General features: G+C 72.0%; 17 protein-coding genes. 6 read left to right on the forward strand and 11 right to left on the reverse strand.

Annotated elements, in window-relative coordinates:
* Positions 1–42 precede the first annotated feature (42 nt).
* Positions 43–792: an alpha/beta fold hydrolase gene (locus DFQ13_RS26875; protein WP_110081790.1), complete on the reverse strand. Its 750-nt coding sequence runs from the start codon at positions 790–792 to the stop codon at positions 43–45.
* A gap of 10 nt (positions 793–802) precedes the next feature.
* Positions 803–1,495: a hypothetical protein gene (locus DFQ13_RS26880; protein WP_035285285.1), complete on the reverse strand. Its 693-nt coding sequence runs from the start codon at positions 1,493–1,495 to the stop codon at positions 803–805.
* 47 nt (positions 1,496–1,542) lie between these two features.
* Here DFQ13_RS26880 and DFQ13_RS26885 point away from each other — a divergent pair, with 47 nt between their 5' ends.
* The gene (locus tag DFQ13_RS26885; RefSeq protein ID WP_110081791.1) at positions 1,543–2,136 is read left to right on the forward strand and encodes a GNAT family N-acetyltransferase; all 594 of its coding nucleotides are present in this window, start codon (positions 1,543–1,545) and stop codon (positions 2,134–2,136) included.
* A gap of 34 nt (positions 2,137–2,170) precedes the next feature.
* Here the strand turns inward: DFQ13_RS26885 and DFQ13_RS26890 are convergent, their stop codons facing one another.
* Complete coding sequence (locus DFQ13_RS26890; RefSeq protein WP_035285283.1) at positions 2,171–2,467, reverse strand: hypothetical protein; 297 nt, start codon at positions 2,465–2,467, stop codon at positions 2,171–2,173.
* A gap of 43 nt (positions 2,468–2,510) precedes the next feature.
* Between DFQ13_RS26890 and DFQ13_RS26895 the strand changes: the two genes are divergently transcribed.
* Positions 2,511–2,720 (forward strand): FmdB family zinc ribbon protein, encoded by a 210-nt coding sequence (locus tag DFQ13_RS26895; RefSeq protein ID WP_110081792.1) that lies wholly within the window; start codon positions 2,511–2,513, stop codon positions 2,718–2,720.
* A 93-nt stretch (positions 2,721–2,813) separates the two neighbouring features.
* On the opposite strand, the gene DFQ13_RS26900 is transcribed toward DFQ13_RS26895, so the two are convergent.
* From DFQ13_RS26900 to nucS, 5 genes are all read right to left on the reverse strand, one after another.
* Positions 2,814–4,595, reverse strand: coding sequence for a 3-hydroxyacyl-CoA dehydrogenase family protein (locus DFQ13_RS26900; protein WP_110081793.1), 1,782 nt, complete (start codon positions 4,593–4,595; stop codon positions 2,814–2,816).
* A gap of 129 nt (positions 4,596–4,724) precedes the next feature.
* Positions 4,725–5,741 (reverse strand): DUF3558 domain-containing protein, encoded by a 1,017-nt coding sequence (locus tag DFQ13_RS26905; protein WP_146241366.1) that lies wholly within the window; start codon positions 5,739–5,741, stop codon positions 4,725–4,727.
* Positions 5,742–5,890: 149 nt separating this feature from the next.
* Entirely contained in the window at positions 5,891–6,208 is a 318-nt protein-coding gene (locus tag DFQ13_RS26910; RefSeq protein ID WP_407643214.1) for a hypothetical protein, read from the reverse strand.
* Positions 6,209–6,219: 11 nt separating this feature from the next.
* A complete protein-coding gene (locus DFQ13_RS26915) occupies positions 6,220–7,908 on the reverse strand; it encodes a sodium:solute symporter family protein (protein ID WP_110081796.1) in 1,689 nt (562 codons plus the stop codon).
* A 151-nt stretch (positions 7,909–8,059) separates the two neighbouring features.
* Positions 8,060–8,719, reverse strand: coding sequence for an endonuclease NucS (gene nucS / locus DFQ13_RS26920; protein ID WP_035285270.1), 660 nt, complete (start codon positions 8,717–8,719; stop codon positions 8,060–8,062).
* A 56-nt stretch (positions 8,720–8,775) separates the two neighbouring features.
* Between nucS and DFQ13_RS26925 the strand changes: the two genes are divergently transcribed.
* Positions 8,776–9,312: an NUDIX domain-containing protein gene (locus DFQ13_RS26925; protein ID WP_110081848.1), complete on the forward strand. Its 537-nt coding sequence runs from the start codon at positions 8,776–8,778 to the stop codon at positions 9,310–9,312.
* A 220-nt stretch (positions 9,313–9,532) separates the two neighbouring features.
* The gene (locus DFQ13_RS26930) at positions 9,533–11,008 is read left to right on the forward strand and encodes a chitinase (protein ID WP_110081797.1); all 1,476 of its coding nucleotides are present in this window, start codon (positions 9,533–9,535) and stop codon (positions 11,006–11,008) included.
* A 73-nt stretch (positions 11,009–11,081) separates the two neighbouring features.
* Here DFQ13_RS26930 and DFQ13_RS26935 read toward each other — a convergent pair whose 3' ends face one another.
* Positions 11,082–12,311, reverse strand: a complete 1,230-nt coding sequence (locus DFQ13_RS26935; RefSeq protein WP_110081798.1) for an adenylate/guanylate cyclase domain-containing protein — start codon at positions 12,309–12,311, stop codon at positions 11,082–11,084.
* 1 nt (position 12,312) lies between these two features.
* Positions 12,313–12,768, reverse strand: coding sequence for a universal stress protein (locus DFQ13_RS26940; RefSeq protein ID WP_035285266.1), 456 nt, complete (start codon positions 12,766–12,768; stop codon positions 12,313–12,315).
* Between the two features lie 147 nt (positions 12,769–12,915).
* Between DFQ13_RS26940 and DFQ13_RS26945 the strand changes: the two genes are divergently transcribed.
* Positions 12,916–13,344 (forward strand): nucleoside deaminase, encoded by a 429-nt coding sequence (locus DFQ13_RS26945; RefSeq protein ID WP_110081849.1) that lies wholly within the window; start codon positions 12,916–12,918, stop codon positions 13,342–13,344.
* A 40-nt stretch (positions 13,345–13,384) separates the two neighbouring features.
* Here DFQ13_RS26945 and DFQ13_RS26950 read toward each other — a convergent pair whose 3' ends face one another.
* Entirely contained in the window at positions 13,385–15,403 is a 2,019-nt protein-coding gene (locus tag DFQ13_RS26950) for a protein meaA (protein WP_084176002.1), read from the reverse strand.
* 128 nt (positions 15,404–15,531) lie between these two features.
* Between DFQ13_RS26950 and DFQ13_RS26955 the strand changes: the two genes are divergently transcribed.
* Positions 15,532–15,825 carry a hypothetical protein gene (locus DFQ13_RS26955; protein WP_035285260.1) on the forward strand — a complete coding sequence of 98 codons (294 nt, stop codon included), beginning with the start codon at positions 15,532–15,534 and terminating at the stop codon, positions 15,823–15,825.
* Positions 15,826–15,897 lie beyond the last annotated feature (72 nt).

Genomic DNA, 15,897 nt, shown 5'->3' on the forward strand with positions numbered 1-15,897 from the left:
GGTTCCACCGCGGGCGGGGTTCCACCGCGCCCGCGGCTTCCACTACCGGGCCAGCCAGGGGACCACGGCGTCGAGGAAGTCGCGGGGTGTCTCGTGGCCGGGGAGGTGGCCCGCGGTGGGCACGACGTGGAGGCGGGCGCCGGTGAGGTCGGCGATGTCCCGCCCCGCCTCGGGGGGCATCAGCGCGTCGTGGGCGCCGTGGACGACGAGGGCGTCGAGGTCGAGGGCGCGGAGCGTTTCCCGGGAGTCCGGGCGGGCGGCCATGGCGCGGGCGGTCCACGCCACCCCGGCGGGCGGCTGGCTGTCGATGGTGGGGCGCAGCGCCGCCGCGGCGGTCTGGTCGTGCAGCAGGTTGGGCAGCGTGGATTCGGCCAACCACGGCACCACGCCTTCCGCCTCCGCCTGCCGCGCCAGGGTTTCGCGGCCCGCCGCCGCCCCCGGGGTGTCGGCGGTGGCCTTGGTGCCGATGAACACCGCGCCGGAGATCCGTTCCGGGGCGGCGCGGAGCATCGCCATGAGCACGTAGCCGCCGAGCGAGGAACCGCCGACGACGGCCCGCTCCACGCCGAGGTCGTCCAGCAGCCGCACCAGGTCGGCGGCGGTGGTCTCCAGGGACGGCGGTGCCTGCGGGACCGGCGAGCGGCCGAGGCCGGGCAGGTCGGGGGTGATCAGGCGGACGTGCTCGGACAGCTCGGCGCGCACCGGGTCCCACATCCGGGAGTCCAGCGGGAAGGCGTGCAGCAGCAGGAAGGGGGTGCCGGAGCCGGTGTCGGTGTGGTGCACACCGCCCATTGGACCACCCTCAGCCGTGCAGCCGGGTGACCGCCGCCCCGGTGCCGAGTTCGGCGCGGTGCTCGGGGTGGTCGAGGTAGTGGGTGAGCGCGCGCAGCGCCACCAACTGGTCCACGAGCAGGGTGCGCGTGGACAGCGCGAACGCCAGGTCCTTGCCGAACCGCTCGGCCTGCCCGCGGTGCCGCTCGCCCGCCGCGCCGGGGTCGGCCGTGACCACGCCGAGGTAGTTCACGCTCGCGGCGGTGTTGGCGCGCCCCAGCCGGACCGCCACCGGGCGCACCTCCCGCACCTGCGACCAGGGCAACCTGGTCAGCGGCGTCGTCCAGTTGAGCAGCAACCCGTCGGGGGTCAGCAGCAGCCCGGCACCCGCCCGCGGCTTGCGCAGCGCGGTGACGCAGGAGACGACCACCAGCAGCCCGAACAGCACCGCGAGGACCCCGCCGATGACCGCCACGACACCCCCGGCGGCGAACAGGAAGGCGGCCAGCACCAGCAGCGCCACCCCGAGGACGGCCAGCACGGCGACGGCGGCGGTGGTCGACTGGCGGACCGGCAGCAGCAGACCGCGGGTGCCGTCGACCTCGGCGGTCAGCGCCCGCCCCGCCGGGTCGCCCGCCGGGTTGACCGACCCGTCGGCCTTGCGCCAGGGCTGCGGGCAGGGCACCCGGTCCATCGCGTCATCGGTGTTGTCCACATCGATCATGGAAGCGCACCGGCGCCCCGCCTGCCAGTGGGGGTAGGTTCGGCGCCATGACCGGCATCCGCACCGAGCGGCTGGTCCTGCGCCCGGTCGACCGGGCCGACATCGCCGCCGCCGTCGCCATCCAGGGTGATCCGCGCACCTGCCGCCATCGCCCCGGCGGCCCCAGCTCCCCGGCCGAGACCAGCGCCCAACTGGACTTCTGGTTGGAGCACTGGCGGACCCACGGCTTCGGCTACTGGTCCATCACCCTCCCCGACGACGCCGCCGTCCTGGGCTTCGGCGGTCTGCAACTCGGCGAGTTCGACGGCCACCGCTACCTGAACCTCTACTACCGCCTGCGCCCCCGCGCCTGGGGGCACGGCTACGCCCCGGAGATGGCCGGGGCCGCCCTGGACTGGGCCGCCGCCGAGCGGCCGGACCTCCCGGTGTGGATCATCACCACCCTGGACAACGAACCGGCCCGGCGGGTCGCCGACAAGCTCGGCTTCACCGAATTCCGCCAGGCCGAGTACACGGGCGCCCCGTGCCGCTTCTACCGGTGGCACGGCACCCCGGCGGAACGGACCGCCGGCCCGGGGATGGCCGAGGGCAAGCGCTTGCCACGGGCGCTTCCTGCGCAGACCCGGGAGGGACCTGCCTGATCGGGGTGGGCAAGCGGGACGTCGGGGCGCGCCCTCACCACCGACGCGCCGTCGGCCCCCGTCGCCCCCGCGCGTCCCAGCAGGCGCGGTGCCAGTGCCTGCGGTCCTCCACCCCGGTCCGGTCGTCCGCCGACCAGGCGACCACGTGCGCCACCCCCGGCCGGATCTCGTGGTCGCACCCGGGGCAGCGGTAGACCTTGCCCGCCTGCGACCCGGTCACGTTGCGCACGTACCAGTCCCCGTCGGAGGCCGACTCCACGCGCTGCGCGGCCAGCGCCCCGCTGAGCGGGCGCGGCTCCTCGGAGCGCCTGGTGTTGTTCCGGCGTGGCACGCAACCGATTATCCGGGTTGACCGGGACGGGCAGAATGGGGCCATGCCCACCTACGAGTTCCGCTGCCGGTCCTGCGGGTCGACCTTCGAGGTCCGGCGGCCGATGAGCGCGTCGTCCGACCCCGCCCCCTGCCCCGGCGGCCACGAGGACACGGTCAAGCTGCTCACGATGGCCGGGCTGGGCGGCGGTTCCGCCGCCCCCGCGCCGTCCGGCGGTGGCGGCGGGTGCTGCGGCGGCGGCTGCTGCGGCTGACCAGTACCCCGACGCCCTGGCGTCCCGGCCACTTGAACAGCCGAACGCCCCCCGGTCACCTGACCGGGGGGCGTTCGAGCACCGAACCGGGTGCTACTTGCTGTAGTCGCGGAAGCCCTTGCCGGTCTTGCGGCCCAGGCGGCCCGCGGTGACCAGGTGCTCCAGCAGCGGGGCCGGGGCGTAACCGGCCTCGCGGAACTCGTTGTAGAGGGTGCGCTCGATGGCCAGCGACACGTCCAGGCCGACCACGTCCAGCAGCTCGAACGGGCCCATCGGCAGGCCGCAGCCGACCTTCATGGCGGTGTCGATGTCCTCGGACTCCGCGTAGTGCGCCTCGAGCATCTTGATCGCGTCGTTGAGGTACGGGAACAGCAGGGCGTTGACGATGAAGCCCGCGCGGTCGCCGCAGTGCACCGGCTGCTTGCCGACCTTGAGGCACAGCGCCCGCGCGGTGGCCACCACGTCGGCACCGGTGGAGATGGTCTCGACGATCTCCACCAGCTTCATGACCGGCGCCGGGTTGAAGAAGTGCAGGCCCACCACGTCGGCCGGGCGGGAGGTCGCCGCGGCGCACTCGATGACCGGCAGCGAGGAGGTCGTGGTGGCCAGGATCGCGCCCGGCTTCACCACCTCGTCCAGCGCGCCGAACACGGCCTGCTTGATCGCCAGCTCCTCGGCGACGGCCTCGACGACCAGGTCGCAGTCGGCCAGCTCCTCGAACTCCACCGCCGGGGAGATGCGGGCCAGGACGGCGTCGCGGTCGGATTCGGACAGGCGGCCCTTGGCGACCTGGCGGTCGAGGGACTTGCGGACCTTGCCCACCGCCGCCTCGGCCTTGTCGGCGCTGCGGGCGCGCAGGACCACGTCGTGGCCCTTGCGGGCGAAGACCTCGACGATGCCGGTGGCCATGGTGCCGGTGCCGACCACGCCGACCCGCTGCACCTCGCGCAGCGCCACGTCGGACTCGCCCGCGGCGGCCGGGGTGAGCGCGTCGGGCACCACGGTGGGCGACTCGGGGGCGTCGTAGGTGTAGAAGCCGCGGCCGGTCTTGCGGCCGAGCAGGCCCGCGGTGATCATCTGCTTGAGGATCGGGGCCGGGGCGTGCAGCCGGTTGCGCGACTGCGCGTACATCGTCTCCAGGATCTCGTACGCGGTGTCCAGGCCGATCAGGTCCAGCAGCGCCAGCGGGCCCATCGGGTAGCCGCAGCCGTAGCGCATGGCCGCGTCGAGGTCCTCGCGGGTGGCGTAGCGCGCCTCGTACATCGAGACCGCGTGGTTGAGGTAGCCGAACAGCAGCGCGTTGGCGATGAAGCCCGCGCGGTCGCCGATGACGACCGGCTCCTTGCCCAGCTTCTGGGCGAAGGCGACCACGTCGTCCACCACGTCCGGCTCGGTGACCACGGTGCGCACGACCTCGGTCAGCTTCAGCACCGGGGCCGGGTTGAAGAAGTGCAGGCCGACGACCTTGCCCGGGCGTCCGGTGTGGACGCCGATCTCGGTGATCGACAGCGACGAGGTGTTGGAGGCCAGCACGGCCTCGGGCTTGAGGATGCGGTCGAGTTCGCCGAAGACCCGGGCCTTGAGCTCCAGCGACTCCGGGATGGCCTCGATCACCAGGTCGGCCTCGGCCAGGTCGGCCAGGGCGGTGGTGTAGCTGATGCGCCCGAGCAGTTCGGTGCGCTCGGCCTCGGTGAGCTTCTCCTTGGCCAGCGCCCGGCCGGTGGAGTGCTCGACGTGGCCGCGGCCGCGTTCGACGCCCGCGTCGTCGACCTCCACCGCCACGACCCGCACACCGGTGCGGGCAAGCACCTCCGCGATGCCCGCGCCCATGGTCCCGAGTCCGACAACACCGACGGTGGAGAACTCACGCGCCACGACTACCTCCGCAGTCCCCGATGACAGCAACGACGATGCTACTTCCGAGTAACATCGACTGCTGATACTGCCACGCGACCACGGTTAGTCCAGGTGAACTGCACCACTGGACCGTTCAGGGAGAGTGGCCTACTTCTGCGGCAGCTTCGGCAGCAGGGCCTTCGCCACGGTCTGCACCTTGGCGCACGCGTCCTCGCCCGCCTGCGGGTCGTAGCGGGTGAAGTCGACCTTGACGACCTCCGCGTTGCCCTCCGCGCCCTCGAACGGGACGTGCGCCCAGGACAGGCTGCACCGGGTGGAGGAGGTGCTCTCGCTGCGCTGCTGGGCCCGGACCCCGCCCAGGTCGACCGGGGTCGTCTTGGCCGCCTCGGCCAGCTCGTCCGGGTCGGTGCCGAGGGAGAACTCCACCCGGAAGGTGACGCCCTCGGTGTTGTAGGTGCAGTTGTGCAACCCGGTCGGCTTCTTGCCCGGGCCGTCGCCGATCGCGGCGGCCACCACGGAGTCGTCGAGGACCGTGCACGCGTCCAGGTCGACCAGCGACCCCTTGCGCACTTCCAGCTCCGGCTTGCTGTCGCGGATCTTGGTGACGGCCGCCTCCAGCAGCGTGCGCCCCGGTTCGCACAGGCCCCCGGGGGTGTCGCTGCCGATCTGGACGGTGATGCCGCGGTCGGGGTCGGTCTCGGTGATGGCGGTGACGAAGCAGGCGGTCTTGTCGTCCAACTCGGACTCGGCCACCGGCAGGCCGCCGATCTTGAGCGCGCCCTGGGCCTTGCGGGCCAGGCTGCTGTCGCCGATGGTCATGGTGAAGTTGAGGTCCCGGCCGCCGGGGTCCTTCATGTAGTTCGAGCAGAGCGCGTAGTCGCGCAGCCTGCTCCGCGCCGGGGTGCCGAAGCCCGACATGGTCTCCTCGTCCATGATCGCGCACGGGTTGACCCGGCGCAGCGACGCGGAGGAGAACGCGTCGTCCCCGGTCGGCGGCGGCGTGCTGCCGCCGGTCTCCGGACCCGCGTCAAGTCCCTCGGTGGCGGGCACGGTGGTCCGCTTGCCGGTCGTCTTCGCCAGGTCGGCGCCCGTGCCGCACCCGGCGAGCAGCACCGCCAGGCACCCCGCCACCGCCATGGACCGCCGTCGCCTCGAAGCCCTCACTCCCGAGACGGTAGTCAACGCCGCGGCCGCCCGTGCGCCGAACCCGCGGATCGCCCGCGGCGGGGTCGCTCCACCGTGGACCGCAGGGGGTACGGGAACCAGCTCCGGACCGCGGTGGGCCGCGGTCCGGAGCCTGCCCCACCCCAGGGTCAGTTCCCGCGCCCGCCCTCGGTCGCCGCGGTCGAGCCCGCCGTCGAACCCGCCGCGGTCTCACCCGTGGTTTCCGGCACGGCCAGCGGCCGCAGCCGGGCCCAGGCGAGGAACGCCAGCGCCACGACGAGCATGAACACGCCCATCCACAGGTTGATGTTGACGCCCGCGGCCTTGTCCAGGTCGGCCTGCGAGGTCGACACCAGGCCCATCACGGTCAGCACGACGCCGTAGACGCCGAACAGCAGCGCCAGGATGCCGCGCAGGTCGAACAGACCCGCCTTGGCCTTCTTCTCCGCCACAACCTTCTCCGTCACGCTGACTCCCCCTACCAGAAGACGATGTTGAGCACGACGGTCAGCGCGAGCACCCCGGCGCCGAGGACCACGGGCTTGCGGTACCAGCCCGAGTTCTCCCCGGTGTCGTCGTGGCGGAGCTGGTCGCGCGGGGTCAGCGACCACACCAGGCCGCGCAGTTCCGACTCCGGCTTGGGCCTGGTCACCAGCGAGACGCCCACGCTGACCGCGATGTCGACCACGAAGGCCACGCTGGCGGCCACGAAGCTCGCGCCCTGCCCGGCCAGGTTCAGCACCTCGGCGCGGTTGAGCAGGTCGACGGTCACCGCCGAGGCGGTGCCGAAGATCAGGCCGAGGCCACCGGCGAGCGGGGTCATCCGCTTCCAGAACATGCCCAGGATGAACGTGGCGAACAGCGGGGCGTTGAAGAAGCCGAACAACGTCTGGAGGTAGTCCATGATGTTGTTGAAGCTGGAGGCGATGAACGCCGTGCCGATCGCCACGACGCAGCCCGCCACCGTCGCCACCCGCCCCACCCGCAGGTAGTAGTCGTCCGGCTTGTCCTTGACGATGTACGCCTGCCAGATGTCGTAGGTGAAGACGGTGTTGAACGAGCTGACGTTCGCCGCCATGCCCGCCATGAACGCCGCCAGCAGACCGGTGATCGCGATGCCCAGCATCCCGTTGGGCAGCAGGTCGCGGATCAGCAGCAGGATCGCGTTGTTGTAGGTGACCCCGTTCTCCGCGCCCGCCTTCATCTCGCGCAGCTCCGGCACGATCACCGCGGCGATCATGCCGGGGATGATGATGATCAGCGCGATCAGCGTCTTCGGGTACGCCCCGATCAGCGGCGTGCGGCGCGCGGCCGACATGCTCTTGGCCGACATGGCCCGCTGCACCTCGGCGAAGTTCGTCGTCCAGTAGCCGAAGGACAGCACGAAGCCGAGGCCGAACACGATGCCCAGCACCGACAGCGTGGCGTTGCCGATGCCGGTCAGGTTGGTGCCCGGCCACGAGCTGAGCTGGTCGGCGGCGGAGCTGCCCGTGGTCCCGGCCACCTTGTCGACCAGGCCCTGCCACCCGCCGACCCGCTTGAGGCCGAGGAAGGTCAGCGGCAGCAGCATCGCCACGATCACGAAGAACTGCATGACCTCGTTGTAGACGGCCGCCGACAGCCCGCCGAGGGAGGTGTAGGCCAGCACGATCACCGCCGCCACCACGACCGAGAGCCACAGCGGCCACCCGAGCAGCAGGTTGACCACGGTGGCGAGGGCGAACAGGTTCACCCCGGCGATGAGCACCTGGGCGAGGGCGAAGCTGATGCCGTTGGTCAGGTGCGCGAACTTCCCGAACCGCCGCAGCAGGAACTCCGGCACGCTGCGGACCTTGGAGCCGTAGTAGAACGGCATCATCACCAGGCCCAGGAACACCATGGCCGGGATCGCGCCGATCCAGTAGTAGTGCATGGTCGGCAACCCGTACTGCGCGCCGTTGGCCGTCATGCCGAAGATCTCGACCGCGCCGAGGTTGGCGGAGATGAACGCCAACCCGGTCACCCACGCGGGCAGCGACCGGCCGGACAGGAAGAAGTCCAGGCTGCTGGACACCGAGCGCCGCGCCATCGCCCCGATCCCCAGGACCAGGGCGAAGTAGACGGCCAGCAAGGCGTAGTCGATCGGGCCCGCGTCCAGCCGCAGGTCCGCGTCCGCGAGGAAATGCATACCGCCCCCGTCGTACACGTCGATGTGATCGGGAACAGCATGGACCCGACCGCACCGCGGCGCACGGCGAAGTCGACCACCGTTCACGAAGGGCTGGAATTCGCCGCCCGTACACGTCCGAGTGGTCCAGTCCACTAGCCCGTTGACCGGGTCAGAAGAGGCGGAACTCGTCGCTCTCGATGCCGCGGAGGGTGTCGTAGTCGAGGGTGACGCAGCGGATGCCCCGGTCCTCGGCGAGGACCTTGGCCTGGGGGCGGATGAGCTGCGCGGCGAAGACACCGGTGACCGGGGAGAGCAGCGGGTCGCGGTTGAGCAGCTCCAGGTAGCGGGTCAACTGCTCCACCCCGTCGATGTCGCCGCGGCGCTTGATCTCGACGGCGACCGAGGAGCCCGCGGCGTCGCGGCAGAGGATGTCGACCGGGCCGATGGCGGTGGGGTACTCGCGGCGGACCAGGGTGTAGCCGTCGCCGAGGGTGGTGATGTGCTCGGCGAGCAGTTCCTGCAGGTGGGCCTCCACGCCGTCCTTGATCAGGCCGGGTTCGGCGCCGAGCTCGTGCCGGGAGTCGTGGTGGATCTCCTCAATGGTGATGGCGATCTTCTCGCCCGCCTTGTTCTGCACGACCCACATGCCCGGCTCCTCGATGAGCCAGCAGGGCGGGGTCATCCAGTTCAGCGGCTTGTAGGCGCGGTCGTCGGAGTGGACCGAGACCGACCCGTCCGCCTTCACCAGCAGCAGCCGGTTGGCCATCGGGAGGTGGGCGGTGAGCCGTCCGGCGTAGTCGACCTGACAGCGAGCGATCACGAGGCGCACGCGCAGCAGGTTAGCCCCGTGCGCCCGCGCCGGTGCCCCCGGGCAGGATCTACCCCGTGGAACGCCTCGACTCCAAGCAGGTCTACGCCAACGCCTGGATGACCGTCCGGGAGGACGCCATCCGCCGCCCGGACGGCAGCCCCGGCATCTACGGGGTGGTGGACAAACCGCACTACGCCCTGGTCATCCCCCTCGACGGGGAGCGGTTGATGCTCGTCGAGCAGTTCCGCTACCCGGTGGGCGCGCGCCGCTGGGAGTTCCCCCAGGGCACCGCCCCCGACCGCGCCGACCTCGACCCGGCGGAGCTGGCGGTGCGCGAGCTGCGCGAGGAGACCGGGCTGACCGCGGGCACGATGACCCTGATCGGCCACTTGGACGTCGCCCCCGGGCTCACCAGCCAGGGCGGCAGCGTCTACCTCGCCACCGACCTCACCGAGGGCGCCCCGGACCGGGAGGCCACCGAGCAGGACATGCGCGCCGCCTGGTTCCCCCGGGCCGGGTTCGAGGCGGGCATCCGCGACGGCTCCATCGTCGACGCGCAGTCGATCGCCGCCTACACCCAGCTTCTGCTGCACGAGCACCACAGCCAGTAGCCGGTCGACACTGCGGTCGGGGGTGCGCCGGGGCGGCGGGTGCGCCCCGGTCGCGGCGGTGTCACGGGTGGACGTGAATCTGATTCGCCGAGACCACGGTGAATCCACTGTGGACGGAAAGGGTTTGTCTCGATCGCCAAGGGGTGATTGACATTTTTCAATGGTCTAGTCCACCTTGGGTGGGTCCGGACCGCGTCCGCACCCCCGCAGGAGGCAGCCCATGCCGTCCACCGCCCGCCGCGCCCTCGCCGCCGTGTCCGCCGCGCTCGCCGCCTCCGCCGGGCTGGTCCTCGCGGGCGGCGGCAGCGCCGACGCCGCGAACCTGCTGGCCAACCCCGGGTTCGAGTCCGGCACCTCGGGCTGGACCTGCTCGGGTGCGACCACCGACAGCGACCGCCACTCCGGCTCCGCCGCGTTGAAAGGCACCCCATCGGGCCAGGACAACGCCCGGTGCTCGCAGACCGTCGCCGTCACCCCGGGCGCCCAGTACACGCTGAGCGCGTGGGTGAAAGGCGCTTATGCCTACCTCGGCGCCACGGGCACCACGACGGGCGACGCCTCCAGCTGGACGCCCGCCGCGAGCACGTGGACCAGGTTGAGCGTCGCCTTCACCGCCGCCTCCTCCTCGGCCACGGTGTACGTGCACGGCTGGTACGGCCAGCCCGCCTACCTCGCCGACGACCTCGCCCTCGACGGCCCCGGCACCGCCCCACCGACGACCACCCCCACGTCGACCACGCCACCCACGACCACGCCACCCACGACGACCACCACCCGGCCGACGACCCCGCCCCCGGCCACGGGCCTGCCCAAGCACGTCCTCACCGGCTACTGGCAGAACTTCTACAACGGTGCCAAGCCGCTGCGGCTCGCCGACGTCCCCACCACCTACGACATCATCGCCGTCTCCTTCGCCGACGCGGTCCCGACGACCCCCGGCGCGGTGACCTTCACCCTCGACCCCGGCCTGTCGAGCCAACTCGGCGGTTACACCGACGCCCAGTTCCGGGCCGACGTGGCCGCGGTGCGCGCCCGCGGCCAGAAGGTGATCCTGTCCGTCGGCGGTGAGAAGGGCACCGTCTCCGTCGGCGACGCGACCGCGTCCGCCAACTTCGCCGCCAGCGTGGGCCGCCTGATCGACGACTACGGCTTCGACGGGGTCGACATCGACCTGGAGAACGGCATCAACGCCCAGCACATGGGCAGTGCCCTGCGTCGAATCCACGCCGAGGGCGGCACGGTGATCACGATGGCCCCGCAGACCATCGACATGCAGTCGACCTCCGGCGGCTACTTCCAGCTCGCCCTGGCGGTCAAGGACATCCTGACGATCGTCAACATGCAGTACTACAACTCCGGCGCCATGCTCGGCTGCGACGGCAAGGTCTACAGCCAGGGCTCGATCGACTTCCTGACCGCGCTGGCCTGCATCCAGCTCCAGGGCGGGCTGCGCGCCGACCAGGTCGGCCTCGGCCTCCCGGCGAGCCCCAGCGGGGCGGGCGGCGGGTACCAGTCCCCGGCGAACGTCTCCGCGGGCCTGACCTGCCTGGCCAAGGGCACCGGCTGCGGCGCCTTCCGCCCGTCGACGACGTACCCGACCCTGCGCGGGGCCATGACGTGGTCGATCAACTGGGACGCGTCCAACGGCTACGCCTTCGCCAACGCGGTCTCGGCCACCCTCGACACCCTGCCGTAGGGACCGGGACGGCGCGACGGCCGCGGGGGTGCGCCCCCGCGGCCGGTCCGCTGCCCGGGACCGGACGCGCCGGTCAGCGCCTGCGCTTGCCCCGGCCCTTGTCCGAGCGCTCCCGGTCCGGCTTCCGGCCCGACCGGTCCCGCTCCGACCTGCGCGAGCGCGGCGCGTCGGTGTCCGGCTCCAGCGCGATGGCGGGTGCCTCGTCCTGGTCGTCCTCGTACTGGTCCTCCGCCGAGAGGCCCAGCAGGTCCGCCGCCCGCTGCTGCACCGACTCCACCAGCGACGGCTGCGCGTCACCGGCGCGGCGCAGCACCGAGTGCTTGAGCCTGCTGTACCCGCGCACCGAGACCGGGCGGCGGTGCCGGACCGAGAACTCCTCGCGGACCTCGATCAGCACGTCGCCCAGCGGCCGGTCCACCAGCACGGTCCCCGGCCGGGCCACCGAGGTGAGGCGGCTGGCGATGTTGACCGTGGAGCCGTAGACGTCGCCGAAGCGGCTCAGCACCCGGCCGTAGGCCAGGCCCGCGCGCAGCATCGGCAGGGCGTCGTCGGCCTCGGCGCGCTCCAGCAGGGCCAGCGCGATCCGGCCGCCGTGCACCGGGTCGTCGGCGACGAAGAGGACCTCGTCGCCGAGCATCTTGACGATGCGGCCGTGGTTCTCCGCGACGACCTCGGCGGTCATCATGTCGAACCGGTCGACCACGTCGACCAGGGCGGCCTCGTCGGAGCGGCGGGTGAAGGTGGTGAACCCGACCATGTCGGCGAAGCCGACGACCTGGCTGCGCGACTCCAGGTCCTGGGTGCTCGACAGCGCGCGCCCCGCGTAGGCGGCGAGGTGGCGCCGCCAGGCGAAGTTCTGCATGCTCTCCAGTTGCGGCACCAACTGCTCGATGAACCGGCCGAGCTGGCGCTCGTCGGCCAGCAGCTCCGGGTTGGCGGCGAGCACGTCGCGCAGGACGTGCACCTCCCACTCGGCCAGCCGCGACAGGTGCTGCCCGAGCATCCGGGCGGTGGCCGTGGCCAGCTCCGGCTCCAGGATGCCCCGGTACATCAGCTCGTCGGTGAGCCGCAGCGTCTCGATGTCGCGGTCGGTGAAGACCACCGCGTCGTCGGCGACGGTGGCGAACCCGAGGGCGCGCCACAGCCGCATCGCCCGCTCCAGCGGCACCCCGGCCTTCTCGCAGACCTCCAGCCTGGTGAACTGGCGGGTGCCGCCGAGCAGGACCTCCTCGACGCGCCGCTGGGCGGCCTCGACCGGGTCGGGTTCCGCCGCGCCGCCGCGGTCGTCGTTGCGCTCGTCCATCTCAGCCGGTGGTGTGCACGATGAGGACGTCGACCGACGACTTGCGGGCGGCCTCCGCCGGGACCGAGCCGAGGATGCGCCCGGCGAGGGTGTTGAGCCCCCGGTTGCCGACGACCAGCAGGTCGGCCTTGTGGTCGTGCACGACCTTGGCCAGGGTCGGCACCGGGTCGCCGTCGACGACCACGGTCTCGATGTTCGTCGCACCGGCCTTGCGGGCCCGCTCGGAGGCGGTGCGCACCGTCTCCTCCGCGGGGTTGAACCCGACGACCTGGTAGGCGACGTCGGAGCCGAGTTCGTCCTGCACCCGGCCCAGGTCGCGGTCCTCACGCGGCTGGTACGCGCACGCGATGACCAGGGTCGCCGAGCTGTCCGCGGCGACCGCCGCGGCCCGGTCGACCGCGAGGTACGAGGATTCGGAGCCGTCGGTGCCGACGACGACGGTCTGATAGGCGGCCATTGCCCAAACCTCCCGCGTTAGCTACTTGTCGGTAGACCTAACCAGGAGAACGCGCCACTCGTCCAACGGACGCGGCCAACACCACTCGTGATCACCCTCGCGCGCGGCCCGCGGCGGCAGCACAATCCGGGGGTGGACACCACGCAGATGCTGGCCGAGGCGGTGCGCGAGGCCAGGGCGGGCCTCGCCTCCGGCGGGATACCGATCGGCGCCGCCCTGTTCGGACCGGACGGGGACCTGTGGGGCTCGGGGCACAACCGCCGGGTCCAGGACGGCGACCCGTCGGTGCACGGGGAGACCTCGGCGTTCCGCAACGCGGGCCGCAGGCGCTCCTACCGGGGCACGACCATGGTCACCACGCTGTCGCCGTGCTGGTACTGCTCCGGCCTGGTCCGCCAGTTCGGCATCCCCCGGGTGGTGATCGGCGAGGCCAGGACGTTCACCGGCGGGCACGGGTGGCTGGCCGAGCACGGGGTGGAGGTGGTGCTGCTCGACGACGCCGAGTGCGTCGGCCTGATGACCGACTTCACCTCCGCCCACCCCGAGCTGTGGCACGAGGACATCGGGGAGGACTGAGCGGGGAGGACTGAGCGCCGACCAGCCCTCCCCGTGCGCCTCAGGCCAGGTCGTTGGCCTCGCGGATGACGTCGACGATCTCGTTCATGATCTGCGTCATCTCGTAGTCCTTGGGGGTGAACACCCTGGCCACGCCCTTGGCGGCGAGGACCTCCGCGTCGTCGGGCGGGATGATGCCGCCGACGACGACCGGGATGTCGCCCGCCCCGGCCGCGCGCAGCCCCTCGACCACGGCCGGGACCGCGTCCAGGTGCGACCCGGACAGGATCGACAGGCCGACCACGTGCACGCCCTCCTGCACCGCGGCGGCCACGATCTGGTCGGCGGTGAGCCGGATGCCCTGGTAGACGACCTCGAAGCCGGTGTCGCGGGCGCGCACGGCGATCTGCTCGGCGCCGTTGGAGTGCCCGTCCAGGCCGGGCTTGCCGACCAGGATGCGCAGCCGCTCGCCCAGTTCCTCGCCGGTGGCCTTCACCCGGTCGCGCACCTTGCCCAGCTCGGCCCCGGCCTCACCGGTCGCCGACGCGCCGGACACGCCGGTGGGCGCCCGGTACTCGCCGAACACCTCGCGCAGCGCCTGCGACCACTCGCCGGTGGTCACCCCGGCCCGGGCGCAGCCGATGGTGGCCTCCATCAGGTTCGCGTCGGTCTTCGCCGCGTCGCGCAGCACCCGCAGCGCCTCGTCCACGGCGGCGCCGTCGCGGCCCGCCCGCCAGGCGGCGATGGCCTCCACGGCCTCCCGCTCGGCGATCGGGTCCACGGTCTCGATGGCCTTCGCGCCCTCGGCCTGCAACGGGCTGGGCTCGGTGGTGCCGAACTTGTTGACGCCGACGATGACCTGGTCACCGGCCTCGATGCGCCTGCGGTGGTCGGCGAGCGAGCCCACCATCTGCGTCTTCATGTACCCGGACTCCACGGCCGCGACCGCGCCGCCCATGGCCTGCACCCGGTCGATCTCCTCGCGGGCGCCCCGCAGGATCGAGTTGACCTTGGCCTCGATCACCGGGGAGCCGTCGAAGATGTCCTCGTACTCCAGCAGGTCGGTCTCGTAGGCCAGCACCTGCTGCATCCGCAGCGCCCACTGCTGGTCCCACGGCCGGGGCAGGCCCAGCGCCTCGTTCCAGGCGGGGAGCTGGATGGCCCTGGCCCGCGCCTTGCGCGAGAGGGAGACCGCGAGCATCTCCAGCACGATGCGCTGCACGTTGTTCTCCGGCTGCGCCTCGGTCAGGCCCAGGGAGTTGACCTGCACGCCGTAGCGGAACCGGCGGTGCTTCTCGTTGGTGACGCCGTAGCGGTCGCGGGTGATCTCGTCCCACAGCTCGGTGAAGGCGCGCATCTTGCACATCTCCTCCACGAACCGCACGCCCGCGTTGACGAAGAAGGAGATCCGCTGCACCACGTCGCCGAACTTCTCCTCCGGCACCTGCCCGGAGTCGCGCACCGCGTCGAGCACCGCGATGGCCGTGCACATGGCGTAGGCGACCTCCTGCACCGGGGTCGCGCCGACCTCCTGCAGGTGGTAGCTGCAGATGTTGATCGGGTTCCACTTCGGCACGTTGGCCACGGTGTAGGCCACCATGTCGGTGATCAGCCGCAGGCTCGGCCCGGGCGGGAACACGTAGGTCCCGCGCGACAGGTACTCCTTGATGATGTCGTTCTGGGTGGTGCCCGCCAGCTTCCCGACCACCTCGTGCCAGTCGGTCCCCTCGGCCTCGGCCTGCTCCTGGGCGACGGTGACGTAGAGCGACAGCAGCCACATGGCGGTGGCGTTGATCGTCATCGAGGTGTTGGCCCCGCCCAGCGGGATCTGGTCGAACAGCGTGCGCATGTCGCCGATGTGGCTGACCGGCACGCCGACCTTGCCGACCTCACCCCTGGCCAGCTCGTGGTCGGGGTCGTAGCCGGTCTGGGTGGGCAGGTCGAAGGCCACCGACAGCCCGGTCTGGCCCTTGGCCAGGTTCCGCCGGTACAGCTCGTTCGACTTCGCCGCGGACGAGTGCCCGGCGTAGGTCCGCATGACCCACGGGCGGTCGCGCTCTCCATCAGTGGGGTACGGCACCGGTTAACCTCCGTTAATCCGTCCTTTTCGCAAAGGGTACTGGTGGGTAACACGATCCGCCCCCGTGCCATTGCTCACAAGGTCCCCTGCCCCGCTCCCCGGGTGCCCCGGCGCGCGAGAATGGCGGCATGGACCTGCCCGCGCCGTACCTGCTGCTGGTCGCCCTGCTGGTCGTCGGCGGGCTCGGGCTGGTGCTGCGCTGGTCGTTCGCCGGGGACGCCCGCAAGGACTACGGGCTGCTCAAGGAGATCGCCAAGGTGCCCAGCCGGACCGCGGCGGCCTTCGTCGAGGAGCGGCTGAGCCAGGCCGGGGTGCGGGCCACGACCGTGCCCGCCGAGGACGGCGAGGGGCTGCGCATCCTGGTCTTCCCCGCCGACGAGCGGGCGGCCATCGCGGCCCTGCTCGACGACGGCACCACCTGACCGCGAGCCCCCGGACGCAGCGGTGCCCGGCTCCACGCGGAGCCGGGCACCGGGTCTGACGGGTCAGCGCGG

Source organism: Actinokineospora spheciospongiae (assembly GCF_003182415.1).
In the GTDB taxonomy this organism is placed as follows: Bacteria; Actinomycetota; Actinomycetes; order Mycobacteriales; family Pseudonocardiaceae; genus Actinokineospora; species Actinokineospora spheciospongiae.

Excerpts from the sequence above, each read along its gene's own strand:
- DFQ13_RS26880 (WP_035285285.1), bottom strand. The coding sequence starts at position 1,495 with ATGATCGATGTGGACAACACCGATGACGCGATGGACCGGGTGCCCTGC.
- DFQ13_RS26915 (WP_110081796.1), bottom strand. The coding sequence starts at position 7,908 with ATGCATTTCCTCGCGGACGCGGACCTGCGGCTGGACGCGGGCCCGATC.
- DFQ13_RS26930 (WP_110081797.1), top strand. The coding sequence starts at position 9,533 with ATGCCGTCCACCGCCCGCCGCGCCCTCGCCGCCGTGTCCGCCGCGCTC.
- DFQ13_RS26945 (WP_110081849.1), top strand. The coding sequence starts at position 12,916 with ATGCTGGCCGAGGCGGTGCGCGAGGCCAGGGCGGGCCTCGCCTCCGGC.
- DFQ13_RS26940 (WP_035285266.1), bottom strand. The coding sequence starts at position 12,768 with ATGGCCGCCTATCAGACCGTCGTCGTCGGCACCGACGGCTCCGAATCC.
- DFQ13_RS26955 (WP_035285260.1), top strand. The coding sequence starts at position 15,532 with ATGGACCTGCCCGCGCCGTACCTGCTGCTGGTCGCCCTGCTGGTCGTC.
- DFQ13_RS26875 (WP_110081790.1), bottom strand. The coding sequence starts at position 792 with ATGGGCGGTGTGCACCACACCGACACCGGCTCCGGCACCCCCTTCCTG.
- DFQ13_RS26895 (WP_110081792.1), top strand. The coding sequence starts at position 2,511 with ATGCCCACCTACGAGTTCCGCTGCCGGTCCTGCGGGTCGACCTTCGAG.
- DFQ13_RS26935 (WP_110081798.1), bottom strand. The coding sequence starts at position 12,311 with ATGGACGAGCGCAACGACGACCGCGGCGGCGCGGCGGAACCCGACCCG.
- DFQ13_RS26885 (WP_110081791.1), top strand. The coding sequence starts at position 1,543 with ATGACCGGCATCCGCACCGAGCGGCTGGTCCTGCGCCCGGTCGACCGG.